Below are 18,470 nucleotides of genomic sequence, written 5' to 3' on the forward strand. Positions count from 1 at the left end.
CCTCCTTACCTAACCCAATTTCACATCTATGGATACACACCATGATACATACTCCTCCGTTTGAACCGCTATTACATGAATTACCCTTACGCTTCCAATGTTATGCAATTTCAGATTCATTCACATGCTCCGGGTTGGCCCGCTTCCCCATCCTTTTCTCATAAGATCGGACCAGATATGCAAGCCAAGCGCAAGAAGCCAGATATCCGCCAACGATATCGCTTGGATAATGGACCCCAAGATAGACCCGGCTTAGTCCGATGCCGAGAATCATTACGACGGAGATGGATATTAATGTGCCTCTCCCCGCTCTGCTGTCAATATGTCTCCACAACAAGTAAGCCAACACGCTGTAGAACGAGAAGGCGACCATGGAATGTCCGCTGGGATAGCTGTACCCCGTAATTTCAATTAAGCGGTGGATGTCGGGCCTGGCCCGTTGAAAGACCCATTTTAATAATACATTCAGAATAGATGAACCGAAGACGACCACAATAAGGAGAAGGATCTCCACGCGGTGTCCCAGTACCCAATATAGCACGGCGATTACAATCAGACATAACACAATCACCGGTCCGATAGAACCTATAAACGACAGCCCAATGGCGATATCCGTGATAAGCGGATGCTCCCAGGCTTGTACCGTTGTTATGATCGCCAAATCAAACGATGCCAGGCTTTGCCGCATTACCAAAGCAGCCAGCGTGACAAATCCTATCAAGCTGATCATCGAAATGAGGAAAATCCAGCGTTGTCTTCCTGAAGTCGGGTGTAGCTTCTGTCCGCTCAACTCTCTTTTCTCCTTTGCCTTTGTTTCGAATCCGTGCGAATTGGTGAAAACAAGATAATATCATTTTCCTGAGATAAAGGAAAGTCCATTTGGGATATACATGAAATATCTCGTAGTCTATGTCAAAATCGCAATGATTACTCTTTCAAGGGTATTTATACCAAAAAGTTTACCATAAAGGAGCATGTCCACATGAAGGTTCTCGTTGTCGGTGCCAACGGCCAAATAGGCAACCAGCTTACACATCTGTTGCAAGACCATGAAGGCTATACCGTAAGAGCAATGGTACGAAAAGAGGAACAAGCAGCCACATATGAAGCTGCCGGAATAGAGTGTGTTCTTGCGAACCTGGAAGGGTCGGTCGAGGAGCTTGCTGACGCGGCGATGAATTGCCAGGCGGTGGTATTCGCTGCCGGCTCAGGCGGAGCTACCGGATACGACAAAACCCTGTTAATCGATCTGGATGGAGCCGCAAAAATGATGGAAGCCGCCGAGCAGGCGTCTGTCTCGCGCTTTGTGATGGTAAGCGCGATGGGGGCGCATCATCGGGAATTTTGGAATGAGGAGATCAAACCGTATTATGTCGCCAAGCATTACGCGGATCGCCTGCTTCGTCAGAGCAGCCTCTCGTACACCATCATTCGTCCAGGGGGACTTACGAATACCCCCGGTACCGGAAGCATCACCGCTGCGGAGAATATCCAGGGCGGATCGATTCCGCGTGAGGATGTAGCACGAACGATACTGTTATCCCTAGATGAAGAAAATACCTTCCGTCGTTCCTTCGATCTGATTTCAGGAGATACTCCTATATCCGAAGCTTTATCCTCCATTTAAAGAGAATGCCTTTGTCAAAAAAATCGCCCCTTAGCATAAGCGATACGTTGGTATCGGCTCATACTTCAGGGGCGATTTTCCATACTAGTTCCAATCATAACCAGCTCACAATAAAAGCGGTCAATGCCAACGCAGGCGCATAGTTTATGATTTACTTTGTCGCAGTAGCCTTTGTTTTGCTGCCTTACGCGCCTGTTTTCCGCAGCATTTGATTCCGCAATATATCTTTAACCGCAACCACCGCTTCTTCCACCCGGTCCACCGCCACAACAATGGGAGTGCTGCCCTCATATTGGCCGAAGGAGTGATTGTACTTGGGATCATAATAATGCTCGAGCAGCAGCTGTATTCCCTGAGCAAACCGCCCCTCTTCCAAAGACTTGCCGATTTCCGCGGCGATAGGTGTGTGGATCCTGTTTTTGATTAATTGAAAGGCCGCCAAATATTGCTCTTTAAAAGCGGCAGGGTTGTAATCCTCCAGGATCTGGCGAACCCGTTCCGCCATCGGCAGTTCCAACACGATGGCTACCCCCGACTCCTTCTTCTTCATCAGGAAATCGGGAACGGCGATTTTGCCGATCCGTTTGCTCTCCGCCTCAAATAACAAATACGGCGAAGATTCCAGTTGCTTCAGCCGCTCAACCAATCCCGAATCAAACGTCTTCTGATTATTCGCCTGTAGACCAACATGCCCAAAGATCGAGCCGCGATGTCCTGCCAGCCCTTCCAGGTCCACGACCGGGTAGCCTTCCTGCTGGAGCTGTCTAAGCACGGCCGTCTTGCCGGTCCCTGTCAATCCGTGGAGGACAAATGCTTCCGCGTCCAGACTCTTATGCTCCAGCGTATCCAGCACATACTTCCGGTATGCCTTAATCCCGCCCGTAATCCGATTGACATGGATATCCATCAAAGAGAGAACGGTTGCGGCAGTCCGGCTGCGCATGCCACCACGCCAGCAATAGACCGCCTTATCTCCCTCGATGTCCTTGAATTGCTTCACAAAGCTCGGGAGCTTGGCCGACATAATGGCAAGTCCACGCTCTTTAGCCGCATCCACGCTTACCTGCTTATAAATCGTCCCGATCTCCGCCCGTTCTTCATCATCGAAGACCGGAATGTTCAGACTTCCCGGAATCGTGGAATCCCTATACTCCGAAGGGGAACGGACATCAATCAAAGTAATCTTCTTCCTGCTTTGCAGTTCCATTAATTCTTTTACGGTGATGTCTTGAAACATGTCTGTTCGCTCCTTTATTGAAACAAAACGCGATTCACTTTATAACTCAACAACAATGCGATTCGGATGGTCATGCACGACCTCGCCGATTCTTCCAGCTTCCAGCCCGGCATGGCGAAGCTCTGACAGAAGCTGATCTGCCTGCGAGCCATCAACCGCAATGAGGAGTCCTCCCGAAGTTACGGCATCGCACAAAATCCACTTATCGATCTGGTCCATGTTGTCCGGGAAATCCACGTCGTCCTTCACGTGATCATAATTGTTCTTCGTACCGCCTGGAATAACACCGCCGTCGGCCATCTCGCGAACCCGCTCCAGAATAGGAACAGAAGGTTTAGATATCCGGATCCCCGTGCCGCTTCCTTTGGCCATTTCGAGTGCATGGCCAAGGAGACCGAAACCTGTCACGTCGGTGCAAGCATGCACCTCATACGGTTCCATGAGCTCGGCAGCCGTTTTGTTCAATGCCGCCATCACGGCGGTAACTCGGCGAATCTCCTCATCGCTTAACAGATCCTTTTTGATGGAACTCGTAAGGATACCCACGCCGATTGGCTTCGTTAGAATCAAGGCATCGCCTGGCTTCGCGCCGGCATTGGTTCTTATTCTGTCCGGATGGACAGTACCTGTAACGGCAAGGCCGAATTTGGGTTCTTTGTCATCGATGGAGTGCCCGCCAACCAGGGTAACCCCCGCTTCCTTCAATTTATCTCCTGCACCTCTCAAAATATCCGTCAATACCTGCTTGTCCAGCGTGGAGATCGGAAATGCCACGATATTCAAAGCAGTCAACGGCTTGCCTCCCATAGCATAAATATCGCTGATGGCATTCGCTGCAGCCACTTGTCCGAAATCATAGGGATCATCCACAATCGGCGTAAAGAAATCGACGGTCTGAACCATAGCCAACTCATCCGTGAGACGGTATACGCCTGCATCATCACTTGTATCCAAACCTACCAATAAATTAGGATTCGGCTCGGCTTGCGGGAGCTTGCGAATGACCTGAGCCAGGTCCGCTGGCCCGATCTTGCAGCCGCATCCTCCTTTAGAGGAATACGAGGTTAATTTTATTTTCTCCGATTGACTCATCACGGGTCTTCCCTTCGTCTTAAGAGTTGAATTTAACAAAACACATGCAACAAACCCGGCGTGGATGCTTAAAAAACGTCTCATCTACCCCGGGGATAATCTGATATTCGTCCGTTTACTAACACTTGTGATCACACACCATATCTATATTATAAGAAATCGGCTGCTCCAAGTCTAATGATCTTCCTATTTCTTGCAATTACCGGGAATATCTTTCTTCGTTCTGTCCACAATGTGATATACTAATTGATTGGATATGTACATCATTTCATAACGCATCGGGGGAGTATAGATCATGAATCACTCAAGCGACGGCAGAATGGCCTTTGATCATTCGGACCGCAGAAGAACCATCTGGTTCATCACCATCTTCATCATCATTGCAGCAACAGGGCTAACCTACGTAAAATGGTGGCCTTATTACGATAAAGCGCTCAAAGCCATTATGGAGCACAGCATCGGCTCCTCCATATTAGGCATGGACCCGGGCAATGCCGTACCTTCTTGGCAAGCGGCCTGGGACTATGCGGTCACGTATTTTAAAGCCGTTTGGAAAGCGGCGGTGCTCGGTATCCTGCTTGGGACCTTGATTCAGTCGCTGCTGCCTTCCCAGTGGCTGCTCCGCGTTCTCGGCAAAACCACCTTCGGCAGCACGGCGATTGGAGGAATTGCCTCCATTCCGGGCATGATGTGCTCTTGCTGCGCAGCACCGATCGCGATCGGTCTGCGTAAGAAAAAGGTGTCCGTGGGCTCCGCCCTCGCGTTCTGGATCGGCAATCCCACCATCAATCCGGCAACACTCGTCTTCATGACGTTTGTTTTATCATGGAAATTCACCGCGCTGCGTTTGGTCTTCGGCCTCATTCTAACCTTTGGCGTCAGTTACCTCGCTAACCGCTTCGCCAAAGAGGCGGATCCCATCGAGATTGACGCACCAGTGAGCACTGATCACCCCGATGAACGTCCGCTGTGGCTGCGCTGGTTCTCCAGCATTGGTCATATGATAATTCGCGTGGTTCCGGCGTATTTTATAGCCGTGCTTCTCCTAGGCGCATTGCAAGTGTGGATGTTCCCGCATTTGGGAGCCGCCGCCGGAAACACGCTGCTGGCCGTCATCTTCTTCTCCGTGATGGGAATGCTGTTTGTCATTCCAACTGCAGCGGAAATCCCGATCATTCAGGCCTTTATGGCAGCGGGCCTCGGAGCGGGTCCGGCAGCAGCCCTGCTTCTGACGCTGCCGGCCATCAGTCTTCCGTCCCTGCTCATGGTAAGACGCTCATTCCCGAGGAACGTCATGTGGTTTGTTGTTGCTTCCGTTGTCCTGCTTGGAATTGTATGTGGTATAGCGGGAATGCTGATCCTGTAGGTCCAGCTCCAACTTTTTCGATTATCTTTTCAATTTTTATTTTTTCTTAAGGTAAACCCTTGGCTTATCTGGTAAAGTGATTAAAGAATGAACCAACTCATTATTACATGCAGTCGAAGGGAGTCAATCATTAAATGAAAGATAACGATTTGCAGCCAAACCATCCGGGGCAACCCGAGGATGAACAGGGACAAGCCCAAGAGAAAGAGAATAACCAACAAGATCCGGGCAGCTTGTCTAATGAAGAAGAAAGAATAGATTCAACCTATCCTGAGCCCATCGAGCTTCACAAGGATGAGGACGAACAGCCTGCGCTCATGCATCCAGCAGGGGATCAACCGCTTTACGATGAACAGTCTCCTGCAGGTGGCGGCGGGAACGGAAGCAAAGGTTGGATGATCGCTTCGCTGGTATTGGCGGCAGCGTTAATCGTCGTCCTGATTGTCCCTCCGTTTGCCAAGGGATCCGGCAATGAAGCTATAGCTAAAGTCAATGACGTTAACATTACCAAGGATAATCTGTACGATGAGCTTGTCAGCTTAGGCGGTAAACAAACGCTCAACTCCATGATCACTGAGGAATTGATCCAGCAGGAACTCAAGAAGAAATCCATTACGGTGACCGACGCTGATGTGAATAAAGAAGTAGATACCTTGAAGGCGACCTTCCCGTCCGAGGACCAATTCAATATGCAGCTTCAGCAAGCCGGCATGACGCTCGACGATCTTAAAGAACAGACCAAAACCCAGGTTGAGCTCAAAAAACTGATGGCCGACAAAATCAAAGTAACCGATGAAGAAATTAAAGAAATCTACGACCAAAACAAAGAAAGTTTTGCTACTCCTGAGCAAGTTCGCGCTTCCCACATCCTGGTGGAAACCAAGGAAGAAGCCGATGCGATCGTGAAGCAATTGAAGGAAGGCGCCGACTTTGCAGCGATTGCCAAAGAGAAGAACCAAGATGCTACGAAGGAGACCGGCGGCGACCTGGACTTCTTCGGACGCGGCCAGATGGACCCTGCATTTGAAGAAGCAGCGTTCAAATTGAAGAAGGGTGAAATCAGCGACCCGGTGAAGAGTTCTTTCGGTTACCACATCATCAAGGTTACCGATCGTAAAGAAGCCACGAACCCTACCCTTGAAGATAAGAAGGAAGAAATTCGCAGTCAGCTTGAGAACCAAAAGGTTTACTCCGAATCCACAGCCTACATTCAAGAGCTGAAGGACAAAGCAACCATCACCAATACGCTGGAAGAAACTGCGGCTGAAACGCCAGCAGATCCTGCAGCGGAAACACCAGAAGCACCTGCTGCACCTTAAACGTTAGTCCAAGCCCCTACCCTTGCGGTATGGGCTTTTTTTAATGCCAAATAAAAAGTTCTTTAAACCCCAGGGAAAACATGTTAGAATGTAAGCGTTATCAAATGTTGATCTTGGAAAAGGGGGAAGCAGAATGATGAAGCACGTATCGGAATCCCGCAACATGTATGAGGACTTCGTGGTGGAGACAGACATTCTGTTCTTTAAAACCGGATCGCACGGTTTGGTCAGCTTTCACGGCAGAAACTATAATATTAAAAAGAGAATGACTGCCGAAAAAATCGCATCCCTGCTCTCCGGTAAACAGTTCTATCATGTCGGCGGCAACTGCTATGTCAACGTTGACAAAATCACGACGGTAGAACAAGGCATCGTTTACTTTGGGGAGAAGGCACCTTCTGCTAAACATCTTCGGATTCCGAGATGGAAGCAAGAGTCGCTCAAGCGCCTTGTCGCTGAAGTAAAACAGCCTGTTTGAGTGAGCTGCGCTCTCTTCTGAAATGGGGCGCAACACACAGAAGATCCCGTATCCGTTAACCGGAGGCGGGATCTTTTGGTTTGTAGGGTTAAAGCTTCAGTTTTTTAGTATTGACAATGTAAAGGTTCTTCAGCGGCATGGCACCATTTCTGTACTTCCGGGCACCGGATTCAAACAGAACGTACAGGTCATTGCCCCGCATCGCAATATTTTCGGACATCGGAGGCATCGTCAGCGGCGTAGCCGCAGCCTTTCCCTTGGTTCCACGAGTATAGATGAGCAATTTACTTGCATTGTTACGACCGCAGGACTGGCTGTACACCACGCGTGATTTCGTCACGACCGCCCCTTGTATTCGGTCAGGAGTACTCCATGTATAGGTCGCTTTGCGGTTCGACGGCAAGCCGTCGCTGGACGTCAATGGATAACCTCGCAGCTTGCCCTTGGGTCCCGGCGCACACTGTTTGCCGCCTTGATCCTCGCCATCCATATATTCGCCAATCCATAGAATGCCGTCAGAATAAGTGGCATAGGATGCTTTATGGCCGAGCGCATATGGGGTCATGACGATATTGCTGTAATCTTTTTTGCTGCTAATGGTACTCAGCGGAATTTTGTACACATTTTTGCCGGACGCCACCCACAGATGTTTTTTGCTAACCGCAAGCCCTCCGACATGCCCGGTATGCTTTTTGCTGCCGCTCTCATACAAATAGAGTGTTTTGATGCGTTTATTGGTTTTGCTGCTTGTAATCGAGATGCTGCTGGCTTGATTGCTATCCTTATTACCCCAATAATGCGATATAATGATCCAGTTCTTACTCGGAACGAGGGCCAGCCCTTGCGGAATCCACTCCTTGGTCCCGGAGTAATCAGGAATCGGGGCTCCCTTTTTGCTGATATCGAAAAACTTTTTGTACTTCGAGCTGGCTGCTTCGACCTCTCCGGGATGAGCAAGTCCGCTTAAGCTGAAGATCAGCGCTAAGCTAAGCAGGAGACTCGCATAACGTTTGGTTCCCTGTCGTTTACTCACAATAAATGCACCTCTCTTCCATCGTCATATCATCTATAATGGTATTATCAAATTTTAGGTTTATGAACATAGAGAGGATGATCACGCATCGATCCCTATTTTGATCCGAGATATCCGGAAGCGTTTGCTGCTTTCTCCACCGAACATTGGATAGCCATTCTGGTGTTTATCGCCCTTTGCTCCCTATTGTACTTGTTCAGGACGGCAATCGCCTCCAAGTCTTCTCTGCAAAAAAACGTGAGATGGGGGCTGTTTGCTGCACTTTCGTTACCCGAAGCCTCCCTTCATATCTGGTATGCGTCAACGGGAATATGGGACCCTGCCACTTCCCTTCCATTGGAATTGTGCAGTTTGACCCTGTTTCTCTCCATCGCCATCCTGCTTACGGATGAACGCCGTCTATATCCGTTGGTTTACTTCGCCGGAATTGGAGGGGCCTTGCAGGCTATATTAACACCCAATCTGGGTTACCCTTTCCCACACTTCCGGTTCTTTCATTTCTTTGTTGTCCATATCGCGATCATATTCACGGCATTGTACATGACATGGGTGCGAGGATACCGTCCAACCTGGAAATCCATCGCCTGGACGATGGTCTTCCTGAACGTATCCGCATTCGTTGTCGGTCTGGTCAACCTCGCTGTCGGCTCGAACTATATGTTCCTGATGCGCAAGCCCGACACCGCTTCACTGCTGGACCTGCTGGGACCGCATCCCGTATACATCCTCGTTGAGGAGCTCATCGCACTCGCGCTGTTTATCCTTATGTATATCGCCTTTTTTGTCATTCCGGATCGCTTGAAACGGAGTCGCCGCCATAAACAGCAACAACCGCCCTTTTCTTCGGCTGACAGTTGAAGAAGGAGTCCTATACATATAAAGCGTATGGACTGCAAACGCCCGCGTATTCGGGTGCTGCAATATCCATACGCTTTTTTCCATTGAAAAGGCCTAGACCAGATCCTTAATCCTTAAGATACAGCCTGGAGGTTGCTTCCCAAATTTCGCCCGGAGCCAAACCGAACAGACCGATATCGTCAGCCGGCAGGTCCACGTTCGGCGCATTTACCAGGTTAATCTGCGGTTCGGGACAGAAGAACTTCCGGGATGCCTCGTTGTTCCATACCATCCACTGCTTATACGAGTTGCCGACATCATAAACGAATGTTTTCCCGAGCTTGGTATCCGTCAATTCCATACGATTTCTGCCGTTTTGCGGGACGGCCGTGTAATGGTTGTCCATCGAATCAAAATAGGGAGTTACGCCGCTTGTCCGAAGCAGCTCCTCTTCTGCCGTAAGCGTCTGGAATTTGCCTGTCGGCAGCATCCGCTCACTCATTTCCCACCGCTCGCCGATCGTTATTCTCACGACGCAGTCATCCGCCGTGCTCTCGGGAGCAAACGGAGCGTTGATTGCCGTATGGAAAGCAAGCAGGCACGGCATGCTGCCGGTTCCGAGATTACGAATAAACACATGCTGAGCCAAACCATCCTGATTCAGCGTATAGCGAAGCCGGAACGTGAACGGGTGCGGAAGCATGGCATACACGGGATGATTCTCATCAATGGTGACCGAAACCACCACGTAGCTTTCAGCCTCGCTGCTGCCAAAATCCTCGACGCTCCAAGGGATCGTATGTAAAAAGCCATGGAGGTGATTGCCCGTCGCTTCTTCATTGATCGGGAACTGATAGGTTTGTCCATTCCATGGAAACCGGCCGTCCTCATAACGATTAGGCGGAAAAAGAACAGGAATGCCGTGAACGCCCGGATTGGATTTGAATGCTTCCATTTCGTCTGCTTCCGGTTCGCGAAGGAACCGGTAACCGCTTTCGTTATCCCTAAAAGCGATGAGATTGCCTCCGATTTCGGGCAATATCGCCGCTTCGTAAGGGCCGTGCTGGAGCCAAACCGCGCGCTCCCCGTGATATGATCCTTCATACGCTTTGTGGTTCATCGGGTGATCTCTCCTCTCAAGTGTGAACGTATATAGATTATCATACCAAAGCCCTTACTTCTATATTTTCGGGGTGGATGGTCGGCCCATCCCCCCCACTCATTCCGTCCGTTTAAAATTGCTGCCGGTTAAGACGAAAGCTTCGTTTTAGAAGCGTTTTGCGGAATTGGAGCCGGGGCTGATTGATCGCTTGCTGCAGGCTGTGTGGCCGAGACCAACTCCTCATCCAGTTCCTTCGTGTATTCAAGTGTCTGCTGCTCGCTCCACCCCAGTACCGCAGCCATATAATCGATCACAGGCTGCTTCCATTTTCTCGTCCAATCGATATGGAATAACAGGGAACCCGTGCGACGGATAAAAAAGTCAGCCGGCTTCGCTGCCATCTCATGCTGAATCGCATACATCAGCGGAACCAGTACCGATACCGGAAGCGCTGCTGCTTCCGCCTGATCGGAGCCCTCCTTGGCCAAGCGGAACAATTCCGACACGTTGGAGCCGTACATTCGCGCCCACTGCTCGGCGAGCTTACGGTCAATTCCTTGCGTTGCGCCGATCTCCGCCTGCTTGCGGACAAAATCAGGGAATTGGCCGGATCCGCCTACCTGACCGCCGGAAATCGGCAGATTTTTCGTTACGCAGGCACCATACGCTTTGCCGCCGTTCTCTAGAATCCGTTGCGCAACCAGGTCGACAACGGTGCCGGCCATTTTGCGATAGCCGGTCAGCTTGCCACCGGCAATAGTAATCAAGCCGGACGGAGACTCCCAAATTTCATCCTTGCGTGAAATTTCGGAGGGACTTTTGCCTTCCTCCAATATAAGGGGCCGTACTCCAGCCCATCCCGACTCGACGTCTGCCGGACTTAGCTTCACGCCAGGGAACATGTAATGAATGGCTTTCAATATATAATCACGGTCCTCCACCGTGATCAAGGGACGCACGGGATCGGCTTTGTAGACCGTATCGGTGGTTCCCACGTAGGTCTTCCCGTCGCGGGGAATAGCAAACACCATTCGGCCGTCTGGTGTATCGAAGTACACCGCTTGACGAAGCGGGAACTTGGATTGATCGATGACCAGATGAACCCCTTTGGTCAGTTGAAGCATTTTCCCCTTCTTAGACTTATCCATTTCGCGCACCTGATCCACCCAGGGCCCTGCGGCGTTTACAATTTTGGTTCCGGATACGGACTTGACCCCGCCACCCAGCATATCTCTTACGGTGATACCGGTAATTCGTCCATTCGCATCATAATTCAACGATTCGGCCTTCGTGTAATTGAACAGAACCGCCCCTCTGGCGGCTGCCTCCTTCATGACCTCCAGCGTCAGCCTGGCATCGTCCGTCCGGTATTCCACATAATAACCACCGCCCTTAAGACCCTCCTGCTTCAGAAGCGGCTCCCTCTTCAGCGTCTCGGATGCGGACAGCATGGAACGCCGTTCTCCCCGCTTTACGCCGGCCAGGAAATCATACACCATCAACCCGATGGAGGTGCTGAACTTCCCAAAGGTGCCACCCTGGTGTATCGGCAGCAGCATCCACTCCGGCGTCGTTACATGCGGCCCATTCTCATACACAACGGCCCGTTCTTTGCCTACCTCGGCCACCATGCCGACTTCAAACTGCTTCAGGTACCGCAGGCCGCCATGCACCAGCTTCGTCGAACGACTGCTCGTTCCTGCGGCAAAATCCTGCATCTCGACCAACAAAACGGACATCCCGCGCGTGACCGCATCCAGCGCAATCCCTGCACCGGTTATGCCTCCTCCGATAACAATCAGATCGAAGGTTCCCTCTGCCATTTCTTGAAATCGATGCCTGCGGTCCAAACTTGAAAACGACTGTGCCTGCTTCACAATGAATCCCTCCCAGTATGATTTACCCTGTTTTTATCTATCGTTACCTTCCAATGCAAAAAGACAGCAAAAAAGAGACCACGAAACACGCAGTAGCAACCCCATAACATGAGGTATTCCGCGCCTAGTGGTCTCTCCAAGTCTCCAGACATATATTCACTTATTGCTCATTATACCATAGAAAATGCTAATGAAAAGCCATTGCCGCATAAACGGCTTTTTTCCAGCCGCTGTATAATTGCTCCCTTACGTCTTCCTCCATGGTTGGCTTGAAGCTTTGTCCCATGCTCCATTTGCTGCAGATTTCCTCCTGATCCTTCCAGAAGCCGACAGCGAGCCCCGCCAGGTAAGCGGCACCGAGTGCCGTTGTCTCCGTAATGTTCGGCTGTTCCACCGGAACATTCAGGATGTCGCTTTGGAATTCCATGAGAAACGTGTTGGAAACGGCCCCTCCATCCACCCGCAGGGATGTGATATTATAGCCGGAATCTTCTTCCATCACGGATAGGACATCCCGTGTTTGATATGCAAGCGACTCCAGGGTTGCACGGATGAAATGCTCTTTCGACGTGCCCCGTGTCAGGCCGAAGACAGCCCCTCGGACATCGCTGTTCCAGTATGGACTGCCAAGTCCGACAAAGGCCGGCACCACGTACACGCCCTCCGTGGAGTTGACCCGGCGCGCATAGGGCTCGCTGTCCTTCGCTTCGCGGAACATCCGAAGACCGTCGCGCAGCCACTGGATCGCCGAGCCGGCCACGAACACGCTGCCTTCGAGCGCATACTGTACGCTGCCATCCAATCCCCAGGCGATCGTAGTGATCAGTCCATGCTCGGATTTTACGGGCTTGTCACCGGTGTTCATCAGCATAAAGCTGCCGGTTCCGTAGGTTGTCTTCACCATGCCTTCCGAGAAGCAGGTCTGCCCAAATAGCGCCGCTTGCTGATCGCCGGCTGCTCCGGCAATCGGAACCTCGCGTCCGAAGAAATGATAGGAAACCGTTTTGGCATACACTTCGGAAGAAGGCCTGACTTCAGGCAGCATGGACTTGGGGATGTCCAGCAGCTGCAGCAGCTCCTCATCCCATTTCAATTCATGAATGTTATACAGCATCGTACGCGAGGCGTTGGAATAATCGGTCACGTGCGCCTGGCCTCCGGACAGCTTCCAGATCAGCCAAGTATCGATGGTCCCGAATATAATATCTCCGCGCTCGGCCCGCTCACGGGCACCGTCTACATGATCGAGGATCCATTTGATCTTCGTTCCCGAGAAATAAGGATCAATCAAAAGTCCGGTCTTTCCCCTAACCGTCCCGTCATGCCCGGCAGCTATCAGCTCCTCGCAGATACCGGCCGTCTGACGGGATTGCCAAACAATGGCGTGATATATCGGTTCTCCACTATTCCGATCCCATACCACGGCCGTCTCCCGCTGATTCGTAATCCCGATTCCCGCAATCTGATCCGCCTTCACGCCCGCTTCGGATAAGCAGGTCGCAATGACCGCAAGAATGGAACCCCATATTTCATTGGCATTCTGCTCCACCCAGCCCGGCTTGGGAAAATACTGCGGAAACTCCTTATGAGCTGAGTGTACGATATCTCCTTCCTTGTTGAACAGGATCGCGCGCGAGCTTGTCGTTCCTTGGTCAAGCGCCAGAATGTACTGCTCCAATCAACTTCTCCCCTTCCGCATATGCATTTAACCAAAGATAACGCGCAGGTGGAAACGTTGTCAAATCCATTATTCCGTCAGGGAGAAGCCTAGCAAGTCCTGCAGCAGGACCGAAGCCGCACCCATTAGCTTCTCATCCTCGCCAAGAGAGGCCAGACCAAATACCATGTCCTCCTTCAGAATCGGAAGCGCGTGCCGGTCTATATAGCTGCGAACCATTTCCAGCAATTCCGGATTTCCATGCGCCATGTCTCCACCCAGGATTAGCGCTTCGGGATTAAACATATTGACCAGGTTGACGATGGCTGCTCCCAGAAGCTCCGCCACTTCCTCATTCAGATCCCTTGCCAGCTTGTCCCCTCTACGAAGAGCTTCCTTGAATACGGACGGAACAATTTGACTGTAATCTCCCCCGCTCATCTCCTGGATCAGCGTCGGTCTCCCCGTTGCGATCGCCGTAATAATTCGCGAATACACGGCAATCCAGCTGATGTAACTGTCCAAGCAGCCTACATTGCCGCATTCGCAGCGGATTCCGCTGCGGTTCATGCTCGTATGCCCGAATTCGCCGGCACCGCCATGCTTGCCCCTTAGGAGATGATCGTTAATCAAAATACCGGAACCCAGCCCGTCGCCAATGGAAATATAAATCAGGTTCGCGAATGCGTAATCGCCAAATCGGCGTTCAGCCAGCACAACGGAATTCATATCGTTCTCCACCCAGGTTCGCAGCCCGTAGCGTTCTTCAACCATCCGTTTCATCGGAACATCGGTCATGCGAAGTTTTGTGTTATAGTGCACCATGCCCTGACTATCACTCACAATGCCCGGCACCGTAATGGAAATCCCGACACACCGCTCCAAGTCTTCTTGTCCTGTCATGAAATCATCCATCAGGCTCTGCAATCGTTCGACAACGGCTTCTCCTTGGAGGCCGGTTAGAGGATGTGTTTCCTTCTGCAGCACCCTCGCCTCCAGATTCATGCGGGCCAGCATCATGACCGAATTCGTTATCGCTACCGCGAACAAATAATGATTATCCGGATTGAATTTAAGCAGAATGGGCTTTCTTCCTCCGCTGGAGGAGCCAGTTCCAATCTCGGAAACGTAGCCTTCCTTAATTAGCTCCTGTACGGCTGAGGCGACCGTGGAGGGACTCAGCTTGTTTTTTTTGGCCAGATCGATTCTGGATATGGGTCCCTCTGTGCGGATCTTGTTCAGCACCTTGGACCGGTTTAATGCCTGAATCAGCTTGTGGTCACCTTTTTTCATATTGTTCAAAACAAGCTCAACCTTTCTATAGTTTCTTCATCGTAGTGCGACTTTCTGTATCGGAAAAATGAGGATAGAATCACTATAACATTTTCAACAAGCAGATATAAACTTATTCCATCTATCGAATTAACATACGGGGTAAGATCTGATAGCGATTCTCTCATATTGTGAAAAAAAGAATTTAAAAGGTTTTGAAATCGCTATCTTGAAAAATAAACAAGGTGATTATATAATCTTTCGCAATAGAAGCTGGTTATTCTGTCAAGAAAGATAGCATAAGGATGTTAACTTTTTTCGACTTATGGAATAACTACCGCTTTTATACCACCTACATAAAGGGGGCGCTTAAGGGGTCCGATTCTCTCTGTACAAGCCGTACAACCAACCACGCTTGATCAAAATCATATGAATTCAAGGAGGGTTATCTGATGAAAAAAAGAATGTCTGTCCTGATCTCGGTATTATTCGTGCTCACCGCGTTACTGTCCGCATGCGGAGGCGGCAATGCCTCTGGAGGAAATAACGGCAAGAAGGTCATCAACGTTGCGCTATGGGACGAAAATGTGCGGGATACGCTGGACAAATCCATTAAGATTTTCAATGAGAAGCACCCGAATGTAGAAGTGAAAGTGACTTACACCCCCTGGGCCGATTATTGGACCAAGCTGAAAACCAGCCTCGCCGGCAACAGCGGCCCTGACGTTTACTGGATGAACGGTCCTAACTTTCACTCCTATGCCTCCTCCGGTCTGATCAAAGACCTGTCTCCCCTAATTGAGCAAAGCGGTCTGGACACCTCGGTTTATACCGAAGCGCTTGTCGATATGTACACCTATCAGGGTAAGCTTCACGGACTTCCTTATTTCCAGGATTCCGTCGGACTTTTTTATAATAAAGAATTGTTTGACAAGGCCGGGCTGCCCTATCCAGACGATACATGGACCTGGGAAACGGTAGAAGAGAACGCGGCCAAACTGACGGATAAATCAAACGGGATCTACGGCTACATTACGCCGATCGACAGCCAAATCGGTTATTACAACTATATTGCCCAGGCTGGCGGGTTCGTGATATCCGACGATAAAAAAACATCCGGTTACGATACGCCGGAAGCTCTTTCGGCATTCAAATGGCAGCAGAGCTTGATTGAGAAAGGCTACTCTCCGAATGCGCAGCAGCAGCTTGAAACCAAGTCGCGCCAGCTGTTCGGCTCGGGCAAGGCCGCCATGTTCCCGGGAATCTCCGTCAACTCTCCGGAACTCCACAAGCTGCTTGGCGACAAGCTGGGTGTCGCGGTTCTGCCCGCCGGAAAGGAAAAGGCGTCCATCGTTCATGGCCTCAGCTGGGCCATCAACGGCAAGACCAAGGTTGAGCAGGAGTCATGGGAATTGATTCAGATTCTATCCGGCAAGGAAGGACAGGAATTGCTGGCTGACTCTGGCTTCTCGATGCCTGCGTACAAAGGCACGGAGGGCGGCTGGCTGAAGTCTATTCCATCTCTTGATCTGCAGGTGTTCGTGGACAGTCTGGAGTTCGCCGTACCATATCCCGTATCCCAGAAAACCGCTGAGTGGCAAGACGCTGAAGTAAAGGAAATTCAGGCGGCTTTCCTCGGAAAGAAATCGTTTGAAGAAGCGCTGAAAAATGCCGGCGAACAGATGAATGCCATCCTTGCGACAGAAACCAAATGACGAGCAGCCGCTCCCAATACGGAAATTAAGAAAGGACGGTGCAGCCTGTGAGCTCTCCCATCACTGTGACCACAGAACCTCCTAAAACAACAGCCAAGCGAAAAGCAGGGAAACTTGCCGTTCACGAAGCCATGTGGGGATACATCTTCATTCTGCCTGTCGTGCTGGGCCTCGGTCTGTTCTATATGGCACCTTCCGCAGCATCCCTGTTTCTGTCGTTTACATCGTGGGATGGACTAACTTCACCTCAATTCATCGGACTTGATAACTTTGCAAATTTGATGAAGGACGACAAATTCACCGGTTCCATGCTGAACACGATGATGTATACCGTAGGTACGGTGCCGTTATCCGTTGCACTCGCAACGGTGCTGGCCGTGCTCCTGAACCAGAAGATCAAAGGCATGGTCTTCTACCGCACCTTCTATTTCATTCCCGTCATCACCATGCCGATCGCGGTCGGCATGGTATGGAAATGGTTGTACAACTCCGAATTCGGATTGATCAACCATGTGCTGGGGATCATGAACCTGCCGCAGCCCAATTGGCTGTTCGATGAGAGATTCGCCTTGTTCTCCATCGTGCTCGTCAGTGTCTGGAGCAGCATCGGATACAATGCCGTCATTCTGCTGTCCGGCCTGCAAGGCATCTCCGGCAGCTATTATGAAGCAGCTTCGCTTGACGGAGCAGGGACGCTGTATAAGTTCTTCCGGATTACACTGCCCCTGCTGACGCCCAGCTTGTTCTTTGTCTTGGTCATGTCCTTCATCAATTCGTTCCAGGTGTTTGACCTGATCTTCATCATGATGGATCAACAGACCACGATGCTGGAATCCACCCGGACGGTGGTATACAGCATCTGGGAAGACGGCTTCAAATACTTCAACATGGGTTACGCTTCAGCGCAGGCCTTCATTCTGTTTATCGTTATTCTGATCATTACCATGGTCCAGATGTATATTCAGAAGCGCTGGGTCCACTACCAATAACAGGAGGTGTGTAGACGTGAATACTTCAACCAATGCAGGTAAAGCAAGCCGTCTGACGGTCCACATCCTGTTAGCAGTCGGGGCGCTGCTCATGATTATGCCGTTTCTGTGGATGATCTCGACATCCTTCAAGTCATTTGCCGATTCCATGTCCGTTCCGCCGAAATGGCTGCCTGTGGAATGGCATCCGGACAATTACCTGCGGGTCATTCAAACCATCGATTTCGGTACCTATTATTTGAACACCGTTATCGTGACGGTGGGGCGGACGGCTGGTCAACTCATTCTGTGCTCCCTTGCAGCCTATGCCTTTGCCAGCTTGAGATTCCCTTTCAAGAACGCCATCTTTCTCGCGCTCTTGGCCGTATTGATGGTCCCTTCCCAGGTCGTTATGATTCCGAGCTTTGTCATCATGCGCGAGTTCAATTGGCTGGACACGTTCTATGTGCTCATCGTACCCGGCATATTCAGTGCCTTCGGCACATTCTTATTGAGACAGTTCTTTATGACGCTGCCGAAAGACCTGGAGGAAGCCGCCAAAATCGACGGCTGCAGTTATTTCCGGATTTACTGGAATATATACTTGCCGTTATCCAAGGCGGCTCTCGTCTCCCTGGCGATCTTCACCATATTAGCCTCATGGAACGATCTGTTATGGCCGCTCATCATGACGAGCTCTGAGGAGATGCGCGTACTTTCCATCGGGATTTCCAGCTTCCAGGGACAGCATTCCACCGATTACCCGCTGCTGATGGCAGGCGCCCTAATGGCTACCCTGCCCATCATCATCCTGTTTATTTTCCTTCAGCGTTACTTCATTGAAGGCATTGCCATGAACGGGATTAAAGGTTAGAACTCGGTAAGCACCA

General features: G+C 50.6%; 16 protein-coding genes. 8 read left to right on the forward strand and 8 right to left on the reverse strand.

Annotation, left to right across the window (positions count from 1 at the left end; all coding sequences use genetic code 11):
• Positions 1–100 precede the first annotated feature (100 nt).
• Positions 101–790, reverse strand: coding sequence for a phosphatase PAP2 family protein (locus tag PAEVO_RS14700; protein ID WP_100538205.1), 690 nt, complete (start codon positions 788–790; stop codon positions 101–103).
• A gap of 192 nt (positions 791–982) precedes the next feature.
• Between PAEVO_RS14700 and PAEVO_RS14705 the strand changes: the two genes are divergently transcribed.
• Entirely contained in the window at positions 983–1,627 is a 645-nt protein-coding gene (locus tag PAEVO_RS14705; protein ID WP_100538206.1) for an SDR family oxidoreductase, read from the forward strand.
• Positions 1,628–1,811: 184 nt separating this feature from the next.
• Here the strand turns inward: PAEVO_RS14705 and mnmH are convergent, their stop codons facing one another.
• Positions 1,812–2,864, reverse strand: coding sequence for a tRNA 2-selenouridine(34) synthase MnmH (mnmH, locus tag PAEVO_RS14710; protein WP_100538207.1), 1,053 nt, complete (start codon positions 2,862–2,864; stop codon positions 1,812–1,814).
• A 39-nt stretch (positions 2,865–2,903) separates the two neighbouring features.
• Positions 2,904–3,956: a selenide, water dikinase SelD gene (selD, locus tag PAEVO_RS14715; RefSeq protein WP_100538208.1), complete on the reverse strand. Its 1,053-nt coding sequence runs from the start codon at positions 3,954–3,956 to the stop codon at positions 2,904–2,906.
• Positions 3,957–4,251: 295 nt separating this feature from the next.
• On the opposite strand from selD, the gene PAEVO_RS14720 reads away from it, so the two are divergent.
• From PAEVO_RS14720 to PAEVO_RS14730, 3 genes are all read left to right on the forward strand, one after another.
• Positions 4,252–5,322 carry a permease gene (locus PAEVO_RS14720; protein ID WP_100538209.1) on the forward strand — a complete coding sequence of 357 codons (1,071 nt, stop codon included), beginning with the start codon at positions 4,252–4,254 and terminating at the stop codon, positions 5,320–5,322.
• A 134-nt stretch (positions 5,323–5,456) separates the two neighbouring features.
• Entirely contained in the window at positions 5,457–6,641 is a 1,185-nt protein-coding gene (locus PAEVO_RS14725) for a peptidyl-prolyl cis-trans isomerase (RefSeq protein ID WP_100538210.1), read from the forward strand.
• A 133-nt stretch (positions 6,642–6,774) separates the two neighbouring features.
• Entirely contained in the window at positions 6,775–7,119 is a 345-nt protein-coding gene (locus PAEVO_RS14730; RefSeq protein WP_009590070.1) for a LytTR family transcriptional regulator DNA-binding domain-containing protein, read from the forward strand.
• Between the two features lie 88 nt (positions 7,120–7,207).
• Here PAEVO_RS14730 and PAEVO_RS14735 read toward each other — a convergent pair whose 3' ends face one another.
• The gene (locus tag PAEVO_RS14735; RefSeq protein ID WP_243390773.1) at positions 7,208–8,152 is read right to left on the reverse strand and encodes a hypothetical protein; all 945 of its coding nucleotides are present in this window, start codon (positions 8,150–8,152) and stop codon (positions 7,208–7,210) included.
• Positions 8,153–8,239: 87 nt separating this feature from the next.
• Between PAEVO_RS14735 and PAEVO_RS14740 the strand changes: the two genes are divergently transcribed.
• A complete protein-coding gene (locus PAEVO_RS14740) occupies positions 8,240–9,010 on the forward strand; it encodes a YwaF family protein (RefSeq protein ID WP_100538211.1) in 771 nt (256 codons plus the stop codon).
• A gap of 106 nt (positions 9,011–9,116) precedes the next feature.
• Here PAEVO_RS14740 and PAEVO_RS14745 read toward each other — a convergent pair whose 3' ends face one another.
• From PAEVO_RS14745 to PAEVO_RS14760, 4 genes are all read right to left on the reverse strand, one after another.
• Positions 9,117–10,109 (reverse strand): aldose 1-epimerase, encoded by a 993-nt coding sequence (locus PAEVO_RS14745; protein WP_100538212.1) that lies wholly within the window; start codon positions 10,107–10,109, stop codon positions 9,117–9,119.
• 128 nt (positions 10,110–10,237) lie between these two features.
• Positions 10,238–11,968, reverse strand: coding sequence for a glycerol-3-phosphate dehydrogenase/oxidase (locus PAEVO_RS14750; protein WP_100538213.1), 1,731 nt, complete (start codon positions 11,966–11,968; stop codon positions 10,238–10,240).
• Between the two features lie 187 nt (positions 11,969–12,155).
• Positions 12,156–13,646, reverse strand: a complete 1,491-nt coding sequence (glpK, locus tag PAEVO_RS14755) for a glycerol kinase GlpK (RefSeq protein WP_100538214.1) — start codon at positions 13,644–13,646, stop codon at positions 12,156–12,158.
• Between the two features lie 69 nt (positions 13,647–13,715).
• Positions 13,716–14,918, reverse strand: coding sequence for an ROK family transcriptional regulator (locus PAEVO_RS14760; protein WP_243390873.1), 1,203 nt, complete (start codon positions 14,916–14,918; stop codon positions 13,716–13,718).
• 431 nt (positions 14,919–15,349) lie between these two features.
• Between PAEVO_RS14760 and PAEVO_RS14765 the strand changes: the two genes are divergently transcribed.
• Genes PAEVO_RS14765 through PAEVO_RS14775 form a run of 3 tightly spaced genes read left to right on the forward strand, consistent with a single transcriptional unit; the run spans position 15,350 to position 18,454 of the window.
• The gene (locus PAEVO_RS14765; RefSeq protein WP_100538216.1) at positions 15,350–16,612 is read left to right on the forward strand and encodes an ABC transporter substrate-binding protein; all 1,263 of its coding nucleotides are present in this window, start codon (positions 15,350–15,352) and stop codon (positions 16,610–16,612) included.
• A 47-nt stretch (positions 16,613–16,659) separates the two neighbouring features.
• Positions 16,660–17,601, forward strand: a complete 942-nt coding sequence (locus PAEVO_RS14770; RefSeq protein ID WP_100538217.1) for a carbohydrate ABC transporter permease — start codon at positions 16,660–16,662, stop codon at positions 17,599–17,601.
• Positions 17,602–17,617: 16 nt separating this feature from the next.
• Positions 17,618–18,454 (forward strand): carbohydrate ABC transporter permease, encoded by an 837-nt coding sequence (locus tag PAEVO_RS14775; RefSeq protein ID WP_100538218.1) that lies wholly within the window; start codon positions 17,618–17,620, stop codon positions 18,452–18,454.
• Positions 18,455–18,470 lie beyond the last annotated feature (16 nt).

The sequence above is a fragment of the Paenibacillus sp. GM2FR genome (assembly GCF_002803325.1).
Taxonomy (GTDB): domain Bacteria; phylum Bacillota; class Bacilli; order Paenibacillales; family Paenibacillaceae; genus Paenibacillus_AQ; species Paenibacillus_AQ lautus.